An 18831-nucleotide genomic window follows, 5' to 3' on the forward strand; every position below is an offset into this window, starting at 1 on the left:
GCACCCGTGCGCCACTAGACCCGAAGGTCTCGTTCGACTTGCATGTGTTAGGCATGCCGCCAGCGTTCGTTCTGAGCCAGGATCAAACTCTCAAGTTTGATGTTCCACCCAATCCCCGCGGAATAACGAGGATCAAGCAGCTCACTTCAAGGAGCCAATTCCTGCACATCACATATACTGTGGATATGTAATAGGACATATGAACTGGCTTAGCTTTAACCGACCACACCACGCCTTGAAAACGTGGCAGACCGGAGCCGCCGCCCACATGTCCCTTCATCTTAACCAACAATGTCAAAGAACAAAACGCCGGCGCCGAATGGCACCCCCTTTCGGGAGTGGCCCGGTACCTCGCGTTTCAGAACCGTTCGAACCAGGCCGTGAAGGCCGCCCCGTCCGGTGAACAGGCATTTAGGGGAGGGGTCGGATACCGTCAAGCGATTCGATTGCAGTTTTTTGAAATTTGTTCCGCAACCCCGGAAAAAGGCTCCCGCGGCCCCGCACGGCTCGCTTGGCGCCCATAGTCCCCGGGATCAGAAGCGCAGCGCCTCGACCCGCTCCCCCGCCGCGAGCGCCGGTGCCCCTGCGGGGCGCCGTACCAGCAGGTCGGCCAGTCCCAGCATCGCCTGCGATGCCGCCGACTGGCGATTGAGGATGGTGACGCCTGCCGATGTCCGCGCCGCGCACAGGAACGCCTCACGCGGTCCTCCCGCCTCGGCCGGCGCCGCGAGCGGCATCGGCTGCCAGTCGAGCCCGGCGGCAAAGCTCCGCCCTTCCAGCGCCGTCAGCAGCGGCACCAGGAACAGCCGCGCGACCGTCATCGCCGCGGTCGGATTGCCGGGCAGGCCCAGCACCTGCTTCGCCCCCACCCGGCCGTGCCACACGGGCTTGCCGGGCTTCATCGCCACGCCGGCGAAGTCCGTCTCCAGCCCCAGCGGCTTCAGGCCGGTGCGGGCAAGGTCGCGCTCGCCGCGGGAAGCGCCGCCCGCCATCACCAAAATGTCGCAGTCCGCCAGCGCCGCCTGCGCCGCGGCCGTGATCGCGCCGGCATCGTCGGGCACGCGGGTCGCGCCGCCCGGCTGCCCGCCCCATTGCCGCACCAGCAGCTGGAGGGCCTCCGAAAGGCTGTCGGGGAGCAGCCCGTCTCCTGCCGCCGCGCTGCCCGGCGGCACCAGCTCGTCGCCGCTTGCGATCACATGCACGCGCGGGCGCCGCCACACGACCACCTCCGCCGCGTCCGCTGCGGCTGCGACCACCAGCGCGCGCGGGTCGAGGATGCGTCCCGCCGCGAGCACCGGGGCGCCCGCGGCGAAGTCGGACGCGCGCGGGCGGACATGGCGCTTGTCCGGCAGCCGCTCCGGCAGCAGCACGCACCCATCCGCTTGCGCCAGCAACTCCACCGGCACCACCCGGTCGGTCCCGGCCGGCAGCGCCGCGCCGGTCGTCACCCGCACCGCCGCGCCCTCCGCCGTTCCGGTGAAGGGTGGGCCCGGATAGGCCGCCCCCGCCACAGGCAGGCGACGTGTCCCGTCCGCCAGGTCCGCCTCGCGCACCGCCACGCCGTCCATCGCCGCCGTGTCCCGCCGCGGCGAATCGAACGCGGCGACCACCGGCTCGGCCAGCACCCGCCGCCCGGCCTTGCGCAGCGGCACGCGCTCGGTGCCGAGCGGCACGGCCGCCGCCGCCAGCAGCGCCTGCGCGGCATCGAAGCTCAAATCGGCCGCGCACGGGACCGGGGCGGGGAACGGCTCTTCTTCCAGCGGCATGCGCACTTCCTGCTTTGTCCTTGCGACGTCTGGCGCATCGCTCGGTACCCTGGCCAGCCCGAATTACGGTTATACCCGGCTTGTGCGCCCGGTGGTGCTCGTCCAACAGCATGCGATCCACCGCCCAAGGAAACGCCGCGTGACCCAGGAGCTTGCCGAAACCGGCCGTTCGGTCGTGGAGACCCTGGTCTGTGTCCGCGCCGACGGCAGCCGCGTAGCGGTCGAGCGCCCGGTCGCCCTGGAGCGCCCGCTCGCGATCGAGTTCAACGGCCTCGGCTATGCGGTCGTGATGGCGACGCCTGCGGACCTCGCCGATTTCGCCACGGGCTTCGCGCTTTCCGAACGGCTGATCGGGCGGGCGGACGAGATCGTCGACATCGACTGCCACCCGGCCGACACGGGCCTGGTGCTGCGCGTGACGCTCGCTCCGTCCCGGGCCGCGGCCGTCGTCGAGCGCGTACGCCACCGCGTGTCCGAATCGAGCTGCGGTCTGTGCGGAATCGAGAACCTCGAACAGGCGATCCGGCCGCTCCGTCGCGTGCCCGCCGCCCCCGCCCCTGCCGAAACTGCCATCTTCGCCGCGCTGGAGGCGTTGCGCGATCACCAGCCGCTCAATCGCGTGACTGGCGCGGTGCATGCCGCGGCGCTGGTCAGCGCGGTCGGCGCGGTGCGGCTCGTGCGCGAGGATGTCGGCCGACATACCGCCTTCGACAAGCTGATCGGCGCAATGCTGCGCAAGGGGCTTCGCTGGGAGGGCGGCTTTGCGCTGCTGTCGTCGCGTTGCTCCTATGAGCTGGTCGAAAAGGCGGCGCTCGCCGACTGCCCCACGCTGGTGACGATCTCCGCGCCGACCAGCCTCGCCATCGCCCGCGCGCGCGACGCGGGACTTCGGCTGATCGTGCTCGCCCGCTCCGACGCCATGCTGCTGCTGCCGGACACGCCGTGAGGATCCTGGGTGCCATCCTGGCCGGCGGGCAGGCGCGCCGGTTCGGCTCCAACAAGGCGCTGGCGCGCTTGCACGGCGAGCCGCTGATCGCCCATGCCGCCCGCGCGCTGGCCCCCCAGGTCACGGCAGTGGCGGTCTGCGGTGGCGAGCCGCTCCTCCCCGATCTGCCGCACCTGCCAGACCGCCCCGCCCCCGGCCTCGGACCGCTCGGCGGCCTCGCCGCCGCGCTCGCCCATGCGCAGGAACGGGGTTTCGACGGGGTGGTGAGCGTCGGCTGCGACACGCCCCTGCTGCCGGACGATCTGGTCGCCCGGCTGCGCGCGCCCGGCGGCGCCAGCTTCCTCGACGCCATGCCGCTGATCGGCTGGTGGCCGAGCGCTCTCGCCCCCGCCCTCGACGCCTTTCTCGCCAGCGACCCGCGGCGTTCGCTGCGCGGCTGGGGCGCGGCTGCGGGCGCCACCGTTCTTTCCCTTCCGCAACCGATCCCCAACATCAACACGCCCGCGGACCTCGCCGAACTGGCCGGGTGATCGCGCTGCATCCTTTCCGGGTGCCGGGGCGTTGTGCCTTTTCAAAGGCACGTCCCGGCCGGGGCGGGGAGGAGCTGCGCCGATGGACGAGGAAAAAAAGGGCACCGTACATTACAAGGGTGCCGAAGGCGGCTGGGGCTCGGTCCGCGGCATCACCGAGACGTGGATGCGCGAGGTGGACCGTCCCGGTGCGCTGCGCACGCTGGAGCGGCAGAACAAGCCCGGCGGCTTCATGTGCGTGTCCTGCGCCTGGACCAAGCCTGCCCACCCCCATGGCTTCGAATTCTGCGAGAACGGCGCCAAGGCCACGCTCTGGGACCTCACCAGCCGCCGCTGCACGCCGCAGGTGCTCGCCCGCCACCGCGTCAGCGAGCTCAAGACCTGGCGCGACCATGACCTCGAGCAGCTCGGCCGCCTCACCCATCCGATGCGCTATGACGCGTCGACCGACAGCTATGTGCCGTGCAGCTGGCAGGAGGCGTTCGACGGCATCGGGCGGGAGCTTCGGGCGATCGACCCCGGCGCGGCCGTCTTCTACACTTCCGGCCGCGCCAGCCTGGAAACCGCCTATCTCTTCCAGCTCTTCGCCAGGCTCTATGGGCACAACAACCTGCCCGACAGCTCCAACATGTGCCACGAGACGACCTCGGTCGCGCTCAAGAAGCTGATCGGCGTGCCGGTGGGCACCAGCGTGCTCAGCGACTTCCATCACTGCGACGCCATCTTCTTCTTCGGCCAGAACACCGGCACCAACAGCCCGCGCATGCTCCACCCGCTGAAGGAGGCGGTGGAGCGCGGGGTGAAGATCGTCACCTTCAACCCGATCCGCGAGCGCGGGCTGGAGGTGTTCCGCGATCCGCAGAGCCCGGCGGAGATGCTGCACTTGAAGAAGCCGACGCTGATCTCGCACCAATATCTGCAGGTGCGGGCCGGCGGCGACATCGCGGCGATCACCGGCCTCATCAAGCACATCCTCGCGGCCGAGGAGAAGCTCTGGGCCGAGGAGAAGCGCCACGTCCTCGACGTCGACTTCCTCGAACAGCACACCGACGGGTTCGAGGCGCTGAAGGCGCATGTCGCGGGCATGAGCTGGGAAGCGATCGAGGCCGAGTCCGGCCTGCCGCGCGCCGATCTGGAGGCCGCCGCCCAAGTCTATGTCGAGGCGAAGAACACCATCGTCATGTACGGCATGGGCCTCACCCAGCAGGTGCATGGCTTTGAAAACCTGGCGATGATCGTCAACCTGCTGCTGCTGAAGGGCAACATCGGCCGCGAAGGCACCGGCTGCTCGCCCGTCCGCGGCCATTCCAACGTCCAGGGCCAGCGCACCGTCGGCATCTCGGAAAAGCCCGAGCTGGTGCCGCTCGACAAGCTCGCCGAGCTGTTCGGCTTCGATCCCCCGCGCGACAAGGGGATGAACACGGTCGAATCCTGCGAAAAGATCCTCACCGGCGAGATCAAGGCCTTCATCGGCCTGGGCGGCAACTTCGTCCGCGCCATCCCGGAGCGCGAGAAGATGGAGGAGGCGTGGACGCGCCTGCGCCTCACCGTCCAGATCGCGACCAAGCTCAACCGGAGCCACCTCATCAACGGCCAGGTCGCCTATCTGCTTCCCTGCCTCAGCCGCACCGAGGTGGACGAACAGGCGAGCGGGCCGCAGACGGTGACGATGGAGGACAGCCTCAGCTGCATCCACGGCTCGGTCGCGCACAACAAGCCGGCGAGCGAGCACCTGCTCTCCGAAATCGCCATCGTCGCGGGCATCGCCAAGGCGACGCTGCCGCCCAATCCCAAGGTGCAGTGGGACGAGTGGGTGGCCGACTATGGCCGCGTGCGCGACCTGATCGAGCAGACCTATCCCGACGAGTTCGCCAAGTTCAACGAGCGCCTGTTCACGCCCGGCGGCTTCTACCGCGGCAATGCGGCGCGCGACCGCGTCTGGAAGACGGAGAGCGGCAAGGCCGAGTTCACCGTGCCGGATCACCTGTCGGCCGCGGGGTTCGAGGATGCGCCCGGCCGCTACCGGCTGATGACCCTGCGTTCCAACGACCAGTTCAACACCACCATCTACGGCTATTCGGACCGGCTGCGCGGGATCGAGGGTACCCGCGACGTGCTGCTGATGCATCCGGACGAGATCGCCGCGGCCGGGCTGGCGGAAGGACAGGTCGTGGGGCTGCGGACCGATGCGGAGGACGGCGTCCATCGTGAGGTCGGCGGGCTCACCGTCACCCCGTTCCTGCTGCCGCGCGGCTGCGTCGCTTCCTATTATCCGGAAATGAACGCGCTGATCCCGCTCAGCCACCACGACCAGGAGTCCAAGACGCCCGCGGCAAAGGCGGTGCCAGTGCGGATCGTCACCTGATCGCGTCGCCCTTCGGAAATCAACTTCCGGTCAAGCAACCTGTGTGCTTGACCGGTTCTTCCGGATTGGCAAGGCTCGCTTGGTGCCGGGCAACAGATCCTCGTCCTTCATCGTCTTGTGCGCCCTTGCCCTGGCCGGGTGCAGCGCGGAGTCGCGCACGGTCGGCGCCGATCTGCCGCAGACCGAACCCACGGGCGCGCAGGATCCGCGTGCGGCCCGCTACGAGCGCAACGCCTATCAGGTCGCGCAAGGGGGCCGCTATTTCACCTGGTACGGCTGCGGCGGCTGCCACGGCAGCGATGCCGCGGGCGCGCTCAATCTCAACGACAAGCTCTGGGCGCATGGCAGCGACCTCGACCAGGTCTATCGCTTCATCGCCCAGGGGCATGGCGACGCCCGCTATGGCGATCGCATCCCCGTCGAGCAGCTCTGGCAGATCACCGCCTATGTCCGCACGCTTCCCCAGCTGAAGCCGGAGAAGCGCCGCCGCCAGGACGTCGACCAGGTCGGCGAGGCGCAGGGCGACAACTGGACCGGGCCGGTGCTGCCATGAGCCTGCGCAGGCTCGCGCTGCTGCCGGGGGTGCTGGCGCTTTCGGCGTGCGAGGGCGGCTTCCAGTCGCCGCTCGCGCCCGCGGGCGAGCAGGCGGCGAGCATCCACTCGCTGTTCTGGCTGATGATGGCGGTGTGCGGCTTCATGTACCTGCTGGTGCTGGCCGGGCTCGGCATCGGCCTGCTGCGCGCGCGCCGCCGCCGGAGCGAGACGGGCGAGCCCAGCATCAACCCGGCCGATCGCGGCCTCACCCGCGGGCTGGTCGCCTGGGCCGCGCTGATCGTCGTCGGCCTCACCGTCCTCATCACCGGCAGCTTTCTGGTCGAGCGCACCATCGCCGGCGCCCGCAGCCGCGACGCGCTAGAAGTCCGCGTCACCGGCCACCAATGGTGGTGGCGCATCCAATATCGCGATCCCGCCACCGGCGCCTGGATTGAGACCGCCAACGAACTCCACCTCCCGCTCGGGCAGACGACGCGCGTCGCGCTCGGCTCGTCCGACGTGATCCACAGCTTCTGGGTCCCCAACATCGCGCAGAAGCTCGACCTGATCCCCGGCCGCATCAACCGCGTCGACCTCACCCCCACCCGCGCCGGCTGGTTTCGCGGCCAGTGCGCCGAGTTCTGCGGCGTGCAGCACGCGCACATGGCGCTCGACGTGAAGGTCGACACGCCGGAGGAATTCGCCCGCTGGCTGGCGGGCCAGCGGCGCCCGGCGACGCCGCCCGCCGATCCGGCGGCCGCCCGCGGGCTCCAGCTCGTCACCCGCGGCCAATGCGCCATGTGCCATGCGATCCGCGGCACCCAGGCGGTCGGCCGCGCCGGGCCGGACCTCACCCATTTCGGCGGCCGCCGCTCGGTCGCCGCCGGCACCCTCACCATGAGCCGCGGTGCCGTCCAGGGCTGGGTCACCCAGCCGCAGGCGGTGAAGCCCGGCACGATGATGCCTCCCGTCGCCCTCTCGCCGGCCGATGCGGACGCGGTGTCGCGCTATCTGATGGACCTGAAATGAGCGACCCGCGCACCCCCGCCGTCGAACTCCGCACGCTGCACGTCTCCTGGGCCGACGCGCCCGGCATCTGGGGCTTCCTGACCACGGTCGATCACAAGCGGATCGCCGCGCGCTACATCCTGACGGTGGTGCTGCTGCTGTTCCTCGCCGGCATGCTCGCGCTCGACATGCGGCTCCAGCTCGCCATGCCCGACATGGAGCGGATGACGCCGCAGCTCTACAACGAGAGCTTCTCGCTCCACGGCTCGACCATGTTGTTCCTGGTGTCGGTGCCGGTGATGGAGGCGATGGCGATCTGGCTGGTGCCGCTGATGCTCGGCCAGCGCGCGCTCGCCTTTCCGCGGCTCGCCGCCTTCAGCTACTGGCTGTATCTCGGCGGCGTGCTGATGCTGTGGGTGCCGCACGCCTTCGGCATCACGCCCGATCTCGGCTGGTTCGAATATCCGCCGCTCTCCGGCCCCGCCTATTCGCCGGGCCACCGTGCCGACATCTGGGCGCAGATGATCACCTTTACCGAGGTCGCGGCGCTCGCCGCCTCGGTCAACATCGCCGCCACCGTGCTCAAGATGCGGCCGCCCGGCATGACGCTGGCGCGAATCCCGCTGTTCGTCTGGGCGATGTTCCTCGCCTCGCTCATGACGATCTTCGCGCTCCCGGCGGTGATGATGGTCACCAGCATGCTGATCGCGGATCGGCTGGTCTCCACCCAGTTCTTTGCGGCCGCGGCCGGCGGCGACCCGGTGCTGTTCCAGCACCTCTTCTGGTGGTTCGGCCATCCGGAGGTCTACATCATCTTCCTGCCGGCCGCCGGCTTCGTGTCGGTGATCGTCGAGACCTTCTCCCGCCGCACGCTGTTCGGCCATGCCGCGGTGGTGCTGTCGATGCTCGCCATCGCCGCGCTCGCCTTTGGCCTGTGGGTCCACCACATGTTCGCGGTCGGGCTGCCGCGGCTCGGCAACGACTTCTACACCGCCGCCAGCATGGCCGTGGCGCTGCCCGCCGGCGTCCAGATCTTCTGCTGGATCGCGACGCTGGCAACCGGCCGCCCCCGCTTCGACACGCCGCTCCTGTGGGTGCTCGCCTTCATCGTCACCTTCGTGATCGGCGGCCTGTCGGGCGTGATGACCGCCTCCGCCCCGCTCGACCAGCAGGTGACCGACACCTATTTCGTGGTCGCCCATTTCCACTATGTGCTGGTCGGCGGCGCGATGTTCCCGCTCTTCGGCGCCTTCGCCTATTGGTATCCCAAGGCGACGGGGCGGATGATGTCGGAAACCTGGGGCAAGATGAGCTTCTGGCTGATCGTGGGCGGCTTCAATCTCGGCTTCTTCCCGATGCATATCCTCGGGCTTCAGGGGATGCCGCGCCGCATCTATACCTACAGCGAGGGCATGGGCTGGGGCCCGCTCAACATGGTCGCCTCGATCGGCTCGGCGATCGCGGTCGCGGGCGGCGTGCTGTTCGTCGCCAACGCCGCGTGGAGCTACTTCCGCGGCAGGACGGCGGGCCCGAACCCCTGGGGCGGCTCCACCCTCGAATGGGCCGCGCCCTCGCCCCCGCCGCAGCATAATTTCGATGCCATGCCCGTGGTCGACAGCCTCACGCCCTTGTGGACGCAGAAGCAGGAACTCGCCGTCATGACCGGCCTCGCCGTCGATCGCCGCGAAGTGCTCGTGACCTCGGTCGTGGAGGCGACCCCGGAATACCGCCAGAAAAGCCCGCCGCCCTCGATCGCGCCGCTGCTCGCCGCGATCGCCGTCACCATCCTGTTCGTCGGCAGCATCTTCACCCCCTGGGCGCTGGTCTGGGGTGCGGTGCCGGTCGCGATCGGGCTCACCCTCTGGTTCTGGCCGCAGCGCGAGCGCTCGACCACCGGTCCGCTCCGGGTGCGCAACCGGTGAGCGACGCCGTGCCCACCCGCGTCGTCGGCGACCTCGCCGACCTGCCCGAGACCGCATCGGGTTCGAGCCACCTCGTCTGGTGGGGCAACATCGGCTTCATGGCGATCGAGGGCACCGCCTTTGCGCTCGCCGCCGGCGCCTATCTCTACCTCATGAGCCAGACGGCCGGCTGGCCGCCCGACGGCGTCCGCCCGCCCGACCTGCTGTGGCCCGCGGTGCTGACGCTCGGCCTGTTCCTGAGCGAGATCCCCAACCTCTGGGTCCGCCGCTGCGCCAAGGCCAAGAACGAGCGCGGCGTCCGCATCGGCACGCTCGCCATGACCGTCCTCGGCCTCCTGCTGCTGATCCCGCGCGGGATCGAGTTCGGGCACCTCAACGTCACCTGGTACGACAATGCCTATGGCTCGCTGACCTGGATGCTGCTGGTGCTGCACACCAGCCACCTCATCACCGACATCGGCGACACCGCCGTCCAGTGCGTGTGGCTCTACACCCATGAGGTCGGCGACGATCAGTTCGCCGATGTCGAGGACAATGCCAATTACTGGACCTTCGTGGTGCTGACCTGGATCCCGGTCGGCGCGCTCGTCTATCTGGCGCCGAGGTTCGGGTGAGCGAGTCCCTTTCCCGCACGGCGCGGGTGCGCCCCTGGGCGGCGCTGCTGCTGCCGCCGGTCGCCTGGTACGTCTTCGAACTCGGCCTGGGCAGCGTGCTCAAGGTCGATTGCGCCCCCGTCGGCGCCTGGCTCGGCCTCGCCTGGGGTCTCGCCAGCCTTGCGGTGTGCGGCCTCGCCATGGCGATCGCCTGGCCCTGCGCGCGGCCCGCGGGCGACCAGACGCCGCCGCGCGCCTGGCTGTCGCGCGTCGCGCTGCTGCTTGCCGGCATCTTCGCGCTCGCCATCGCCTTCCAGACGCTGGCCGTGCTGATCGTCCCGCCATGCGTCAGCTGATCCGCCTCGCCCCGCTGCTGGCGCTGGCGGTGCCCGCCGCCGCCCTGGCGCACGGCGGCCACGACCATGGCGAGCCGCCCGGCTGGACCTGGGATCCATGGATCACCGTGCCCCTGCTGCTCTCCGCCCTCCTGTTCGGGCTCGGCTGGCGCCGCCTCTACGCGCGCTCGGCGGGCGGCCGCCCCCGGCTCAAGCGGCGGCTGTGGCTCTTCGCCGCCGGCTGGGTCACGCTCGCGGGCGCACTGGTGTCGCCGCTTCACGAAGCGGGCGAGCGTTCCTTCACCGCCCACATGATCGAGCATGAGCTGCTGATGCTGCTCGCAGCCCCCCTGGTCGTGCTGGCCGAGCCGCTGTCGGCGATGCTCTGGGCCTTTCCCGCCGCCGCCCGCCGCACCCTCGGCCGCATCAGCGCCAGCCGCGCGGTGTCGGTCCCCTTCCTCTGGGCGACCGGCGCCGTCGTTGCCACCCTCCTCCAGGCGGCGGTGCTGTGGATCTGGCACATGCCCTCGCTGTTCGACGTGGCGCTCGCGAGCGAGGGCTGGCACGCCACCCAGCACCTCTGCTTCATCGTCAGCGCGCTGCTGTTCTGGACGGCGATGCTCGGCCGGCGCGGTGCCGGCGCGAGCGCGCTCGGCGACCGCGCGCTGGCCGCCTTCTGCCTGCTCGTCACTTCCTTTGTCACCGGAGCGCTGGGGGCGCTGATGGCCTTCTCCGACTCCCCCTGGTACGCGGGCTATGCGCGCCTCGCGCTCGCGCCCTTCGGCATGACCCCGGCGGAGGACCAGCAGGTCGCCGGCCTCGTCATGTGGGTGCCCGGCGGTCTCGTCCACCTCGTCGCCGCGCTCGCGCTGTTCCGCACGCTGCTCGTACCGTCGCCGCAAAGGACCGCCGATGCCGTCTGAGCTGCGCTTCGTGCTGATCCTCACCGGCATCGCCACGATCGCGGGCGCCGCCTCGGTGTTCGGCATCTACCGGCAGGATAGCCTCCAGACCCGTACCCAGGCGGAGGCGATGACCGGCGGCGATGCCACGGCCGGCAAGGCCGCGATCGGCCGCTACAATTGCGGCGCCTGCCACCGCATCCCCGGCATCGCCGGCGCCACGGGCACCACCGGCCCGGCCCTCAACGGCGTCGCCCTGCGCGCCGAGATCGCCGGCGTCCTCGTCAACGATCCGAAGAACCTCACCCGCTGGCTGCGCCAGCCGCAGCAGGTGCTGCCCGGCAACGGCATGCCGGATCAGGGCGTGACCGAGCGCGACGCCCGCGACATGGCCGCCTATCTCTACACGCTGAAGCGCTGAGCGCGCAGGGCAAAGCCGGCGCTTCCGTTGCGGGAGCGCCGGCCCTGTCCGTCACTTCGCGACGGTGGCCTCTGCCATCGCCGGCGCCGACTGGATGTCGGGGGCACCGCCCATGTCGCCGTTCTTGGTGCGGCCGGCACCCGGGCCCGCGCCCAGGTCCGCCCCGGTGGTCGGGTCGGCGGTCGGATCGGACGCGGTCCGCTCCACCATCTTGGCCGCGACCTTCTGGTCCTTGGCGGGAAGCTTGACGGTCGCGGTGCCGTCGCCCTCGTCGGCCGGCATCACCTGCTGCAGGTCGTCGACGCGGTCCCATTCGTCGCCCGCGTTCCAGGGGCCCGTCGTGTCGCCCTCGCCCTGCGAGGTGTTGACGTACATGCTGGCGTATTTCTCGACGCCCGGCAGCTTGCCCGACGGGAAGTTGTTCTCGATCGCATAGAGCGCCTTCTCGAACGACTTCTGGTGCGCCACCTCGCGCGTCATAAGGAAGCCCAGCGCGTCCTTGATGCCGGGATCGTCGGTGATGTTGATCAGCCGCTCATAGACGATCTTGGCGCGCGCCTCGGCCGCGATGTTGGAGCGCAGGTCGACGGTCGGCTCGCCGCGCGAGTCCACATAGGCCGCCGTCCATGGCACGCCCGCGCTGTCGCACAGCGCCGGGGCGCCGCCGAACAGGATCGATTCCTTGGCGCTGGTGCCGGTCTGCCCCACCATCTGGTAGAGCTCGGCCTCCTTCATCGTGCCCTCGGCCAGCTGCGCCTTGAGGCCCTTGTTGAGCATGGTGACGATCGATCCGATCACCTCCAGGTGGCTCAGCTCCTCGGTCGCGATGTCGAGCAGCATGTCCTTGCGGCCGGGATCGTCCTCGGCCAGGCCCTGGGTGAAGTAGCGCATCGCTGCGGCCAGCTCGCCGTCGGCACCGCCAAACTGTTCCATGATCATGGTGGCGAGCCGCGGATTGGGCTCAGAAACGCGCACGGTATATTGCAACCGCTTGTTATGCATGAACATTGCCGGGCTCCTGCTGTATCGTTCTGGTCCATCCCAAGCGCATCAGCAACGCACCCGTTCCTGTTGAAAATGACTCGCACCAATTGCCGCGGGAGCATGCGCTGACCGGCTCCGCGGGCGGGAGCGGCTTGAGCCTTTGCCCGGTCGCTGCCACGGGGACGGGATGACCGAACTGCACCGCCGCACCCTTCTGAAGGCAGGCCTCGGCGCCGCCGCGCTCGCCATTCCGGATTCGATCGCCCGCGCGCTCGCGATCCCGGCGGACGTGCGCAGCGGTACGCTGCGCGACGTCGAGCACGTCGTGATCCTGATGCAGGAGAACCGCGGCTTCGATCATTATTTCGGGACGCTGCGCGGCGTCCGCGGCTTCCGGCGATCGCCTGCCGATCCCGCTCGCGCCCGGTTCGGACGGCGCAGCCCGCACCGTCTGGCAGCAGCTCGACCGCACCGCCAGGGAGGGGCCGCGCACCGTCTCCCCCTTCCATCTTTCGACCCGCACCGATTGGGCGCTGATGCGCATGGAGGGCACGCCCCATAGCTGGCCGGATGCGCAGCGCGCCTGGGATCACGGCCGCATGGCACATTGGCCGGAGGTGAAGACCGAGCGCGCGATGGGCCACTATCGGCGCGACGACATCCCCTTCCAGTTCGCGCTCGCCGATGCCTTCACCGTCTGCGACGCCTATCACTGCTCGCTGCAGACCGGCACCAACACCAACCGGCTGTTCCTGTGGACCGGCACCAACGATCCCGCCGGCCGCGCCGGCGGCCCCGCCATCGCCAACTCGCACGACAGCTTCGCCGAGGACGGCGGCTGGGCCGAGCCCTATCGCTGGACCAGCTATGTCGAGCGGCTCCAGGCGGCCGGAATCGACTGGCGCATCTACCAGGACATGGCCGACAATTTCACCGACAACCCCCTGGTCGGGTTCGAGGCGTTCCGCGCCGCGCACAAGAACGCGCCCGGTGCCGATCCGGCGCTTCGCGACCGCGCGCTCACCACCCGCGCCCTCGACGGCCTGCGCGCCGACGTGCTCGCCGGCCGCCTGCCGCAGGTCTCCTATGTGATCGCCACCGCCGCCGGCTCCGAGCATCCCGGCCCGTCCAGCCCCGCCCAGGGCGCCGCCTACACCGCCGAGCTGCTCGACGTGCTCACCTCCGATCCAAAGGTCTGGGCCCGCACCGTGCTGCTCGTCATGTTCGACGAGAACGACGGCTTCTTCGACCATGTCCCGCCGCCCGCCCCGCCGTCGCAGGATCCGGCGGCGCCCGGTGGCCTCGCCGGCGCCTCCACCGTCAGCACGACGGGCGAATATCACCGCGTCCCGAGCGCCGCCGACGCGTCGGTCGACCTGCCGGAGCTGCGCGGCCGCCCCTATGGCCTGGGTCCCCGCGTCCCCTTCTACGCCATCTCCCCTTGGAGCCGCGGGGGCTGGGTCAACTCGCAGGTGTTCGACCACACCTCCGTGATCCGCTTCCTGGAGCAGCGCTTCGGCGTCGCCGAGCCGAACATCTCGCCCTGGCGCCGCGCGGTGTGCGGCGACCTCACCTCGGTGTTCGACTTCGCCAGCCCGAACCGCGGCTTTCCCGAGGGCATCCCCGATCCGCGCCCCGACGCCAGCCGCAGCGCCGCGATCCAGGGCCAGGTCGCGCCCCGCGCGCCGGCCGCCGCCCAGCCGCTGGTGCAGGAGCCGGGCGTCCGCCCCTCGCGCCCGCTCCCCTACCATCTCTCCGTCACCGAGGCGCCGGACGAGGACGGCATCCGCCTCACCTTCCACGCGGGCGCGAACCGCGCCGGCGTCGCCGCCGTCTTCCACGTCTATGACCGGCTCGCGCTCGATCGCCTGCCCCGCCGCTACACGGTGGAGGCGGGCGGGCAGCTCACCGGCCATTGGGCGGGCGCGGGCGCGGACGGCGCCTATGACCTGTGGGTGCTCGGGCCCAACGGCTTCCACCGCCACTTCGCCGGCCGCGCCGCCGATCGCGCGCTTGCCGGGCGCATCGCCTGGCACCTCGATCCGGCGCGCGCGACCCTTGCCCTCGCCGCCCGCCCCGGCCCGGCCGTATGGCAGGTCGCCCCCAATGCCTATGCCGACCACCACCGTTCCTGGCGCGGCACCGGCACCCCGCCGCCCTGGGACCTCGCGCCCACCGGCGGCTGGTACGACCTCACCCTCACCAGCCCGGCCGCCCCCGGCTTTCTTCGCCGCATCGCCGGCCGGCTCGAGACCGGCCGCCCCTCCACCTCCGACCCGGCCTGATCCGCGGCTTCGCCCCGGCAAAGCATTTCTTTGAATTCCTATTCTGTCGATGGGGTATGTTCCTCCACATCGGAGGTAGGCCATGTCGCGCACGCTGATCGAGACCGTCGCCGCCCTGCGCGTCGCCCGCGCGGCGTGGCGGCAGCGCCAGGACGAATCGCGCGACGTGGAGAGTTTCCCCTCGCGCGACGCCGTCGCCCGCGTCGTCGAGACGCTGGCGACCGCCCTCTACCCCCGCCGCCTCGGCGGCTTCCGCGGCACCGCGGAGGCAGAAGACAGTTTCGTCGCCGAGCGCCTGACCCTCGCCCTCGCCGACCTGGAGCGTGAGGTCGCCGCCGAACTCGGCTATTGGCAGGCGGAGGCGCGCAGCCGCTTCGATCCCGACCAGGCCGGCATGATCGTGCGCCTGTTCGCCGCCACGCTGGCGGAGGTCCGTCAGCTGGTCGACAGCGACGTCGACGCCGCGTTTCTCGGCGATCCGGCGGCCCGCAGCGTGGACGAGATCCTGCTCTGCTACCCCGGCGCCCTCGCCAGCCTGCACCACCGCATCGCCCACCAGCTCCACCAGCTCGGCGCGCCCATCGTCGCCCGGCTGATCTCGGAACTCGCCAACGCCCGCACCGGGATCGACATCCATCCGGGCGCGACGATCGGCCGCGGCTTCTTCATCGACCACGGTACCGGCGTGGTGATCGGCGAGACCGCCATCGTCGGCGATCGGGTGCGGCTCTACCAGCATGTGACCCTGGGCGCGCGCAGTGCGCCGGGCGACACCCGCGACGGCGGCCCCCCCCGCCACGATCGCCACCCGATCGTCGAGGACGACGTGGTCATCTATGCCGGCGCGACCATCCTCGGCCGCGTCACCATCGGCGCCCGCTCCACCATCGGCGGCAACGTCTGGCTGCTCGACGACGTGCCCCCCGACAGCGTCGTGGTCCAGCCGGAGGCGCGGCGGCTCGATCGCGCCGCCGGGGCGACGCTGCGCGACGTGCTGGTGGAGACGGCGGACTGATGCGCTTCCGCCCCGCCGTTTCCGAAGCCGCGCCGGCCCGCCCCGTCGTGGGCGTGCTCTGCTGCAACGAAGTGGCCGATCGCCCGGTGCAGGTCGTCGCCACCCGCTTCGTCCGTCCGCTCACCCAGCTGGCGGAGGTCACGGTGCTGCTCGTCCCCGCCGTCGCCGATGCGGCCGACATCGCCGGGGTGGCGGCCGCCCTCGACGGCCTGCTCCTCACCGGCTCGCGCTCGCACGTGGCGCCCGAACGCTATGGCGCCGCTCCCGGCGCCCGCCCGGCCGCGCACGATCCCGAGCGCGACGAAGTCGCCCTGGCGCTCTCCGCCCGCATGATCGACGGCGGCAAGCCCGTGTTCGGCATCTGCCGCGGCATGCAGGAGTTGAACGTGCTGTTCGGCGGCACCCTGTGCGAGCAGCCCGCCGACGCCGGCCATCACCGCGGCGACTGGGACGAGGGCTATGACGCGCTGTTCGACCATCACCACGCCATCCGCCTGGCCGACCAGGGCCGCCTCGCCCGCGCCACCGGCTGCTCGCGGCTGCGGGTGAACTCGGTCCACCAGCAGGGCGTCGACCGGCTCGGCTCCGGCCTCACCGTCGAGGCGCGGGCGGAAGGGGACGATCTGGTCGAGGCGATCTGGGCGCGCCCGTGCGGCGCCGACGTGCTCGCCGTCCAGTGGCACCCCGAATGGGACGCGGATCACGCCCCCGCCAGCCGCGCCTTCTTCGCGCTCGTGGCAGAGGCGCTGCGCACCTCCGCCCACGCCCAGCGCCGCGCCGCCTGACGCCTTCGTTCCGGCCAGGGAACCCCCGCCGCCGCCTGCCGTTCGTGAAGCACCCCGTGCAGCGCGCGACCCCTCAGGCAGCGAAGGCCAGGAACATGGCGGTGAAGCTCAAATCCCTTTCCGAACAAGTCATGGTGATCCTCGGCGCGTCGAGCGGCATCGGCCGCGAGACCGCGCGTCGGGCAGCGGCCGCAGGCGCCACCCTCGTCGTTGCCGCCCGCGGCCAGGCCGGCCTCGCCTCGCTGGTGGAGGAGATCACCCAGGCCGGCGGCAAGGCCGTGGCGGTCGTGTGCGACGTCACCGACGAGGCGCAGGTCCGCCAGCTGGCGCGCGATGCCGTCGCCCGCTTCGGCCGGATCGACAGCTGGGTGAACGTCGCCGGCGTCTCGGTCTACGCCGGGTTCGAGGACACCACGCCCGAGGAGTTCCGCCGCATCCTGGAGGTGAACTTCATGGGCTATGTCCACGGCGCTCAGGCGGCCCTGCCGTACCTGCGCGAACAGGGCGGCGCGCTGATCGTGATCTCCTCGGTGGAAAGCATCGTCTCGCTGCCGCTGCACAGCGCCTACGCCGCCTCCAAGCACGCGATCGAAGGCGCCTTCGATGCGCTGCGCCGCGAGCTGATGGCAGAGGGCGTGCCCGTGTCGGTGACCAGCATCAAGCCCGCGACGATCAACACCCCCTTCTTCACCAACTCCCGCAGCAAGCTCGACGTCGTGCCCAAGGGACCGCCGCCCTTCTACGATCCGGGCGTCGTCGCCGACTGCGTCCTCTATGCGGCCGAACATCCCGTGCGCGACCTGTTCGCCGGCGGCGCCGGCCGCAGCATGGCGATCAACCAGGTCACGGCCCCCGGCGTGATGGACGCCCTGCTGGCGAAGTTCGGCATCCCCGGCTCGCGCACCGAGCGCCCCGCTCCCGCCGGCCAGCCCGGAAACCTCTACGCACCCGATGGCGACGACCGCGCGCGCGGCGACTTCACCGGCCGCACCCACCCCAGCCTCTACACCTGGCTGGCGCTCCGCCCCGTGGCGCGCACGCTCGCACTCGGCGCGCTCGTCACCGGCGCCGTCGTGGCGAGCCGCGCCCGCCGCGCGCGCCACCGCACGCCCGACACGACGGCCCCGGACGCCCTGGTCGGCAGCGCCGCCTTCGCCCGGCCCGAGGACCAGGACGCCTCCCGCGGCAGTTCCCAGCCGGTCCGCCCCGCCGGCCCCGAATCCATGCGCGACCCCACCGCACGCCCCTGGACCCGCGTCGACGAAGCCTCCGACGAATCCTTCCCCGCCAGCGATCCGCCTGCGACTTATTGACCGTCGCTCCTACGCCCCAACGGACGATGTCCGGCCCACGCGGGCCGGCATCGCATTGCGTGTGCTCGACCGAGCGGGCGGGGCGGCATGGATCGCCCGCCGTGCCCCGTCCGACGTGCCCAACCCTTTCGAACTCGGTCGTAGGCTCGGGAACGCTGACGGTTGGGAGCGCCGACAACCGATCAGTCGCTGAGCCACACTACCCGATAGGCACCGTCCGACCACAGAACGGCTGCCTGCGACGACTCTGGGGTGCCGAACTCAAGCGTGTCCCCCACAACCCTGATCGACCACGGATCGCACGGAAGAGGGTTTGGACCCAATCCCTTTGCGCATGCGGTTGCATACGTGCCCGGCCGCAGCTTGCCGAGATACGTTGACGAGCCGTCGTCCCGCCCCGTGTAGACGATCGTCTCACCCTTATGGCCGCTGATGACCACCTGGAGCTCGCCGCCGACTGAGCGTAGAAACGCCTGGTCGGGTACGCCATCGCGATCGAAATCGCCCGTCACGACCGTAGCTGCAGCGGCCATGAGAAGCATCGTCAGCACCATCTGCTCACCTTTCCTTGCGCTTTCCGTCGCAGCCGATCAGGTCGAAAAACTGCCCGGACTCGCCGACGCGCTGGTCTGAAGCCACCCGGTACCAGGTCGCCTGGCGCAGATCAGGGATGAGAAGATGTGCCGGCGCCGGTGCTCCGCGCACGACGGCGTCGCGCCGGATAGCATAGTCCGCTTCGGCAGCGATCAGAACCAGATCGCCCAGCGGGCGATCGGCCAAACTGTCCGGACCGGGCGGCCGCCAATTCGCAGCGGAGACAACCCCGGTGGATGCGAGAAAGTGCCCGCCTGCAGTGCCGCCTTCCCAGACGAGCCACCATTGGTCGGCCACTGGCGCTCCGAACGACAACTTCAACGCCAGGCCGGACCTCCAATCCGGTCCTGCATCCACTGATTGGAAGCGGGCTACGATATCACTGCCGCGTTGCTGATATACCGCATCCTCGATCAAGCATCCGGTTCCGGCAAGGGCAGCCAACGCAGCGAAGAGGAGCATGATAAACCTCGATTCGTCGCGATAGTAGCACAGCTGGTCGACCGAACAAGTTTTGTCCACTTCGGGAGAGA

At 70.5% G+C, this 18831-nt stretch carries 18 protein-coding genes and 1 rRNA gene; 14 read left to right on the forward strand and 5 right to left on the reverse strand.

Features of this window, described 5'->3' with window-relative positions:
* Positions 1 to 98: ribosomal RNA gene (locus VPH46_RS15135) — 16S ribosomal RNA — on the reverse strand; the annotation flags it as partial.
* Between the two features lie 435 nt (positions 99 to 533).
* Positions 534 to 1766: a molybdopterin molybdotransferase MoeA gene (locus VPH46_RS15140; protein ID WP_416612521.1), complete on the reverse strand. Its 1233-nt coding sequence runs from the start codon at positions 1764 to 1766 to the stop codon at positions 534 to 536.
* Positions 1767 to 1905: 139 nt separating this feature from the next.
* Here VPH46_RS15140 and fdhD point away from each other — a divergent pair, with 139 nt between their 5' ends.
* The 10 genes from fdhD to VPH46_RS15190 all read left to right on the forward strand — a co-directional run bounded on the left by fdhD (position 1906) and on the right by VPH46_RS15190 (position 11322).
* The gene (fdhD, locus tag VPH46_RS15145) at positions 1906 to 2712 is read left to right on the forward strand and encodes a formate dehydrogenase accessory sulfurtransferase FdhD (protein ID WP_416612523.1); all 807 of its coding nucleotides are present in this window, start codon (positions 1906 to 1908) and stop codon (positions 2710 to 2712) included.
* A complete protein-coding gene (gene mobA, locus VPH46_RS15150) occupies positions 2709 to 3242 on the forward strand; it encodes a molybdenum cofactor guanylyltransferase (protein WP_416612525.1) in 534 nt (177 codons plus the stop codon). The genes fdhD and mobA overlap by 4 nt, the downstream gene beginning before the upstream one ends.
* A gap of 82 nt (positions 3243 to 3324) precedes the next feature.
* Positions 3325 to 5607, forward strand: a complete 2283-nt coding sequence (locus tag VPH46_RS15155) for an FdhF/YdeP family oxidoreductase (RefSeq protein WP_416612526.1) — start codon at positions 3325 to 3327, stop codon at positions 5605 to 5607.
* 82 nt (positions 5608 to 5689) lie between these two features.
* On the forward strand, positions 5690 to 6160 hold the full coding sequence (locus VPH46_RS15160) for a hypothetical protein (RefSeq protein WP_416612528.1): 471 nt from the start codon (positions 5690 to 5692) through the stop codon (positions 6158 to 6160).
* Complete coding sequence (gene coxB, locus VPH46_RS15165; protein ID WP_416612530.1) at positions 6157 to 7170, forward strand: cytochrome c oxidase subunit II; 1014 nt, start codon at positions 6157 to 6159, stop codon at positions 7168 to 7170. The genes VPH46_RS15160 and coxB overlap by 4 nt, the downstream gene beginning before the upstream one ends.
* The gene (locus tag VPH46_RS15170; RefSeq protein WP_416612532.1) at positions 7167 to 9071 is read left to right on the forward strand and encodes a cbb3-type cytochrome c oxidase subunit I; all 1905 of its coding nucleotides are present in this window, start codon (positions 7167 to 7169) and stop codon (positions 9069 to 9071) included. The genes coxB and VPH46_RS15170 overlap by 4 nt, the downstream gene beginning before the upstream one ends.
* Positions 9068 to 9685 (forward strand): cytochrome c oxidase subunit 3, encoded by a 618-nt coding sequence (locus VPH46_RS15175; RefSeq protein WP_416612534.1) that lies wholly within the window; start codon positions 9068 to 9070, stop codon positions 9683 to 9685. Before VPH46_RS15170 ends, VPH46_RS15175 begins: the two co-directional genes overlap by 4 nt.
* Positions 9682 to 10020: a hypothetical protein gene (locus VPH46_RS15180; protein ID WP_416612536.1), complete on the forward strand. Its 339-nt coding sequence runs from the start codon at positions 9682 to 9684 to the stop codon at positions 10018 to 10020. Before VPH46_RS15175 ends, VPH46_RS15180 begins: the two co-directional genes overlap by 4 nt.
* Positions 10008 to 10922 carry a cytochrome c oxidase assembly protein gene (locus VPH46_RS15185; protein ID WP_416612538.1) on the forward strand — a complete coding sequence of 305 codons (915 nt, stop codon included), beginning with the start codon at positions 10008 to 10010 and terminating at the stop codon, positions 10920 to 10922. Before VPH46_RS15180 ends, VPH46_RS15185 begins: the two co-directional genes overlap by 13 nt.
* Positions 10912 to 11322 (forward strand): c-type cytochrome, encoded by a 411-nt coding sequence (locus tag VPH46_RS15190; protein WP_416612540.1) that lies wholly within the window; start codon positions 10912 to 10914, stop codon positions 11320 to 11322. The genes VPH46_RS15185 and VPH46_RS15190 overlap by 11 nt, the downstream gene beginning before the upstream one ends.
* Positions 11323 to 11373: 51 nt before the next feature.
* On the opposite strand, the gene VPH46_RS15195 is transcribed toward VPH46_RS15190, so the two are convergent.
* A complete protein-coding gene (locus VPH46_RS15195; RefSeq protein WP_317894286.1) occupies positions 11374 to 12330 on the reverse strand; it encodes a manganese catalase family protein in 957 nt (318 codons plus the stop codon).
* A 386-nt stretch (positions 12331 to 12716) separates the two neighbouring features.
* Here VPH46_RS15195 and VPH46_RS15200 point away from each other — a divergent pair, with 386 nt between their 5' ends.
* The 4 genes from VPH46_RS15200 (at position 12717) to VPH46_RS15215 (ending at position 17704) form a co-directional block, all read left to right on the forward strand.
* Positions 12717 to 14591, forward strand: a complete 1875-nt coding sequence (locus VPH46_RS15200) for a phosphocholine-specific phospholipase C (RefSeq protein WP_416612577.1) — start codon at positions 12717 to 12719, stop codon at positions 14589 to 14591.
* A gap of 82 nt (positions 14592 to 14673) precedes the next feature.
* A complete protein-coding gene (gene epsC, locus VPH46_RS15205) occupies positions 14674 to 15606 on the forward strand; it encodes a serine O-acetyltransferase EpsC (RefSeq protein WP_416612542.1) in 933 nt (310 codons plus the stop codon).
* Positions 15606 to 16391, forward strand: a complete 786-nt coding sequence (locus VPH46_RS15210) for a gamma-glutamyl-gamma-aminobutyrate hydrolase family protein (RefSeq protein WP_416612544.1) — start codon at positions 15606 to 15608, stop codon at positions 16389 to 16391. The genes epsC and VPH46_RS15210 overlap by 1 nt, the downstream gene beginning before the upstream one ends.
* Before the next feature lie 101 nt (positions 16392 to 16492).
* Positions 16493 to 17704 (forward strand): SDR family oxidoreductase, encoded by a 1212-nt coding sequence (locus VPH46_RS15215; protein ID WP_416612546.1) that lies wholly within the window; start codon positions 16493 to 16495, stop codon positions 17702 to 17704.
* Positions 17705 to 17886: 182 nt separating this feature from the next.
* Here VPH46_RS15215 and VPH46_RS15220 read toward each other — a convergent pair whose 3' ends face one another.
* Both VPH46_RS15220 and VPH46_RS15225 read right to left on the reverse strand, forming a co-directional pair.
* Entirely contained in the window at positions 17887 to 18258 is a 372-nt protein-coding gene (locus VPH46_RS15220; protein WP_416612548.1) for a hypothetical protein, read from the reverse strand.
* Positions 18259 to 18262: 4 nt separating this feature from the next.
* Positions 18263 to 18715 (reverse strand): hypothetical protein, encoded by a 453-nt coding sequence (locus VPH46_RS15225; RefSeq protein WP_416612550.1) that lies wholly within the window; start codon positions 18713 to 18715, stop codon positions 18263 to 18265.
* Between the last annotated feature and the right edge of the window lie 116 nt (positions 18716 to 18831).

Source organism: Sphingomonas sp. MJ1 (PH-R8) (assembly GCF_048058635.1).
Classification (GTDB): Bacteria; Pseudomonadota; Alphaproteobacteria; order Sphingomonadales; family Sphingomonadaceae; genus Sphingomonas.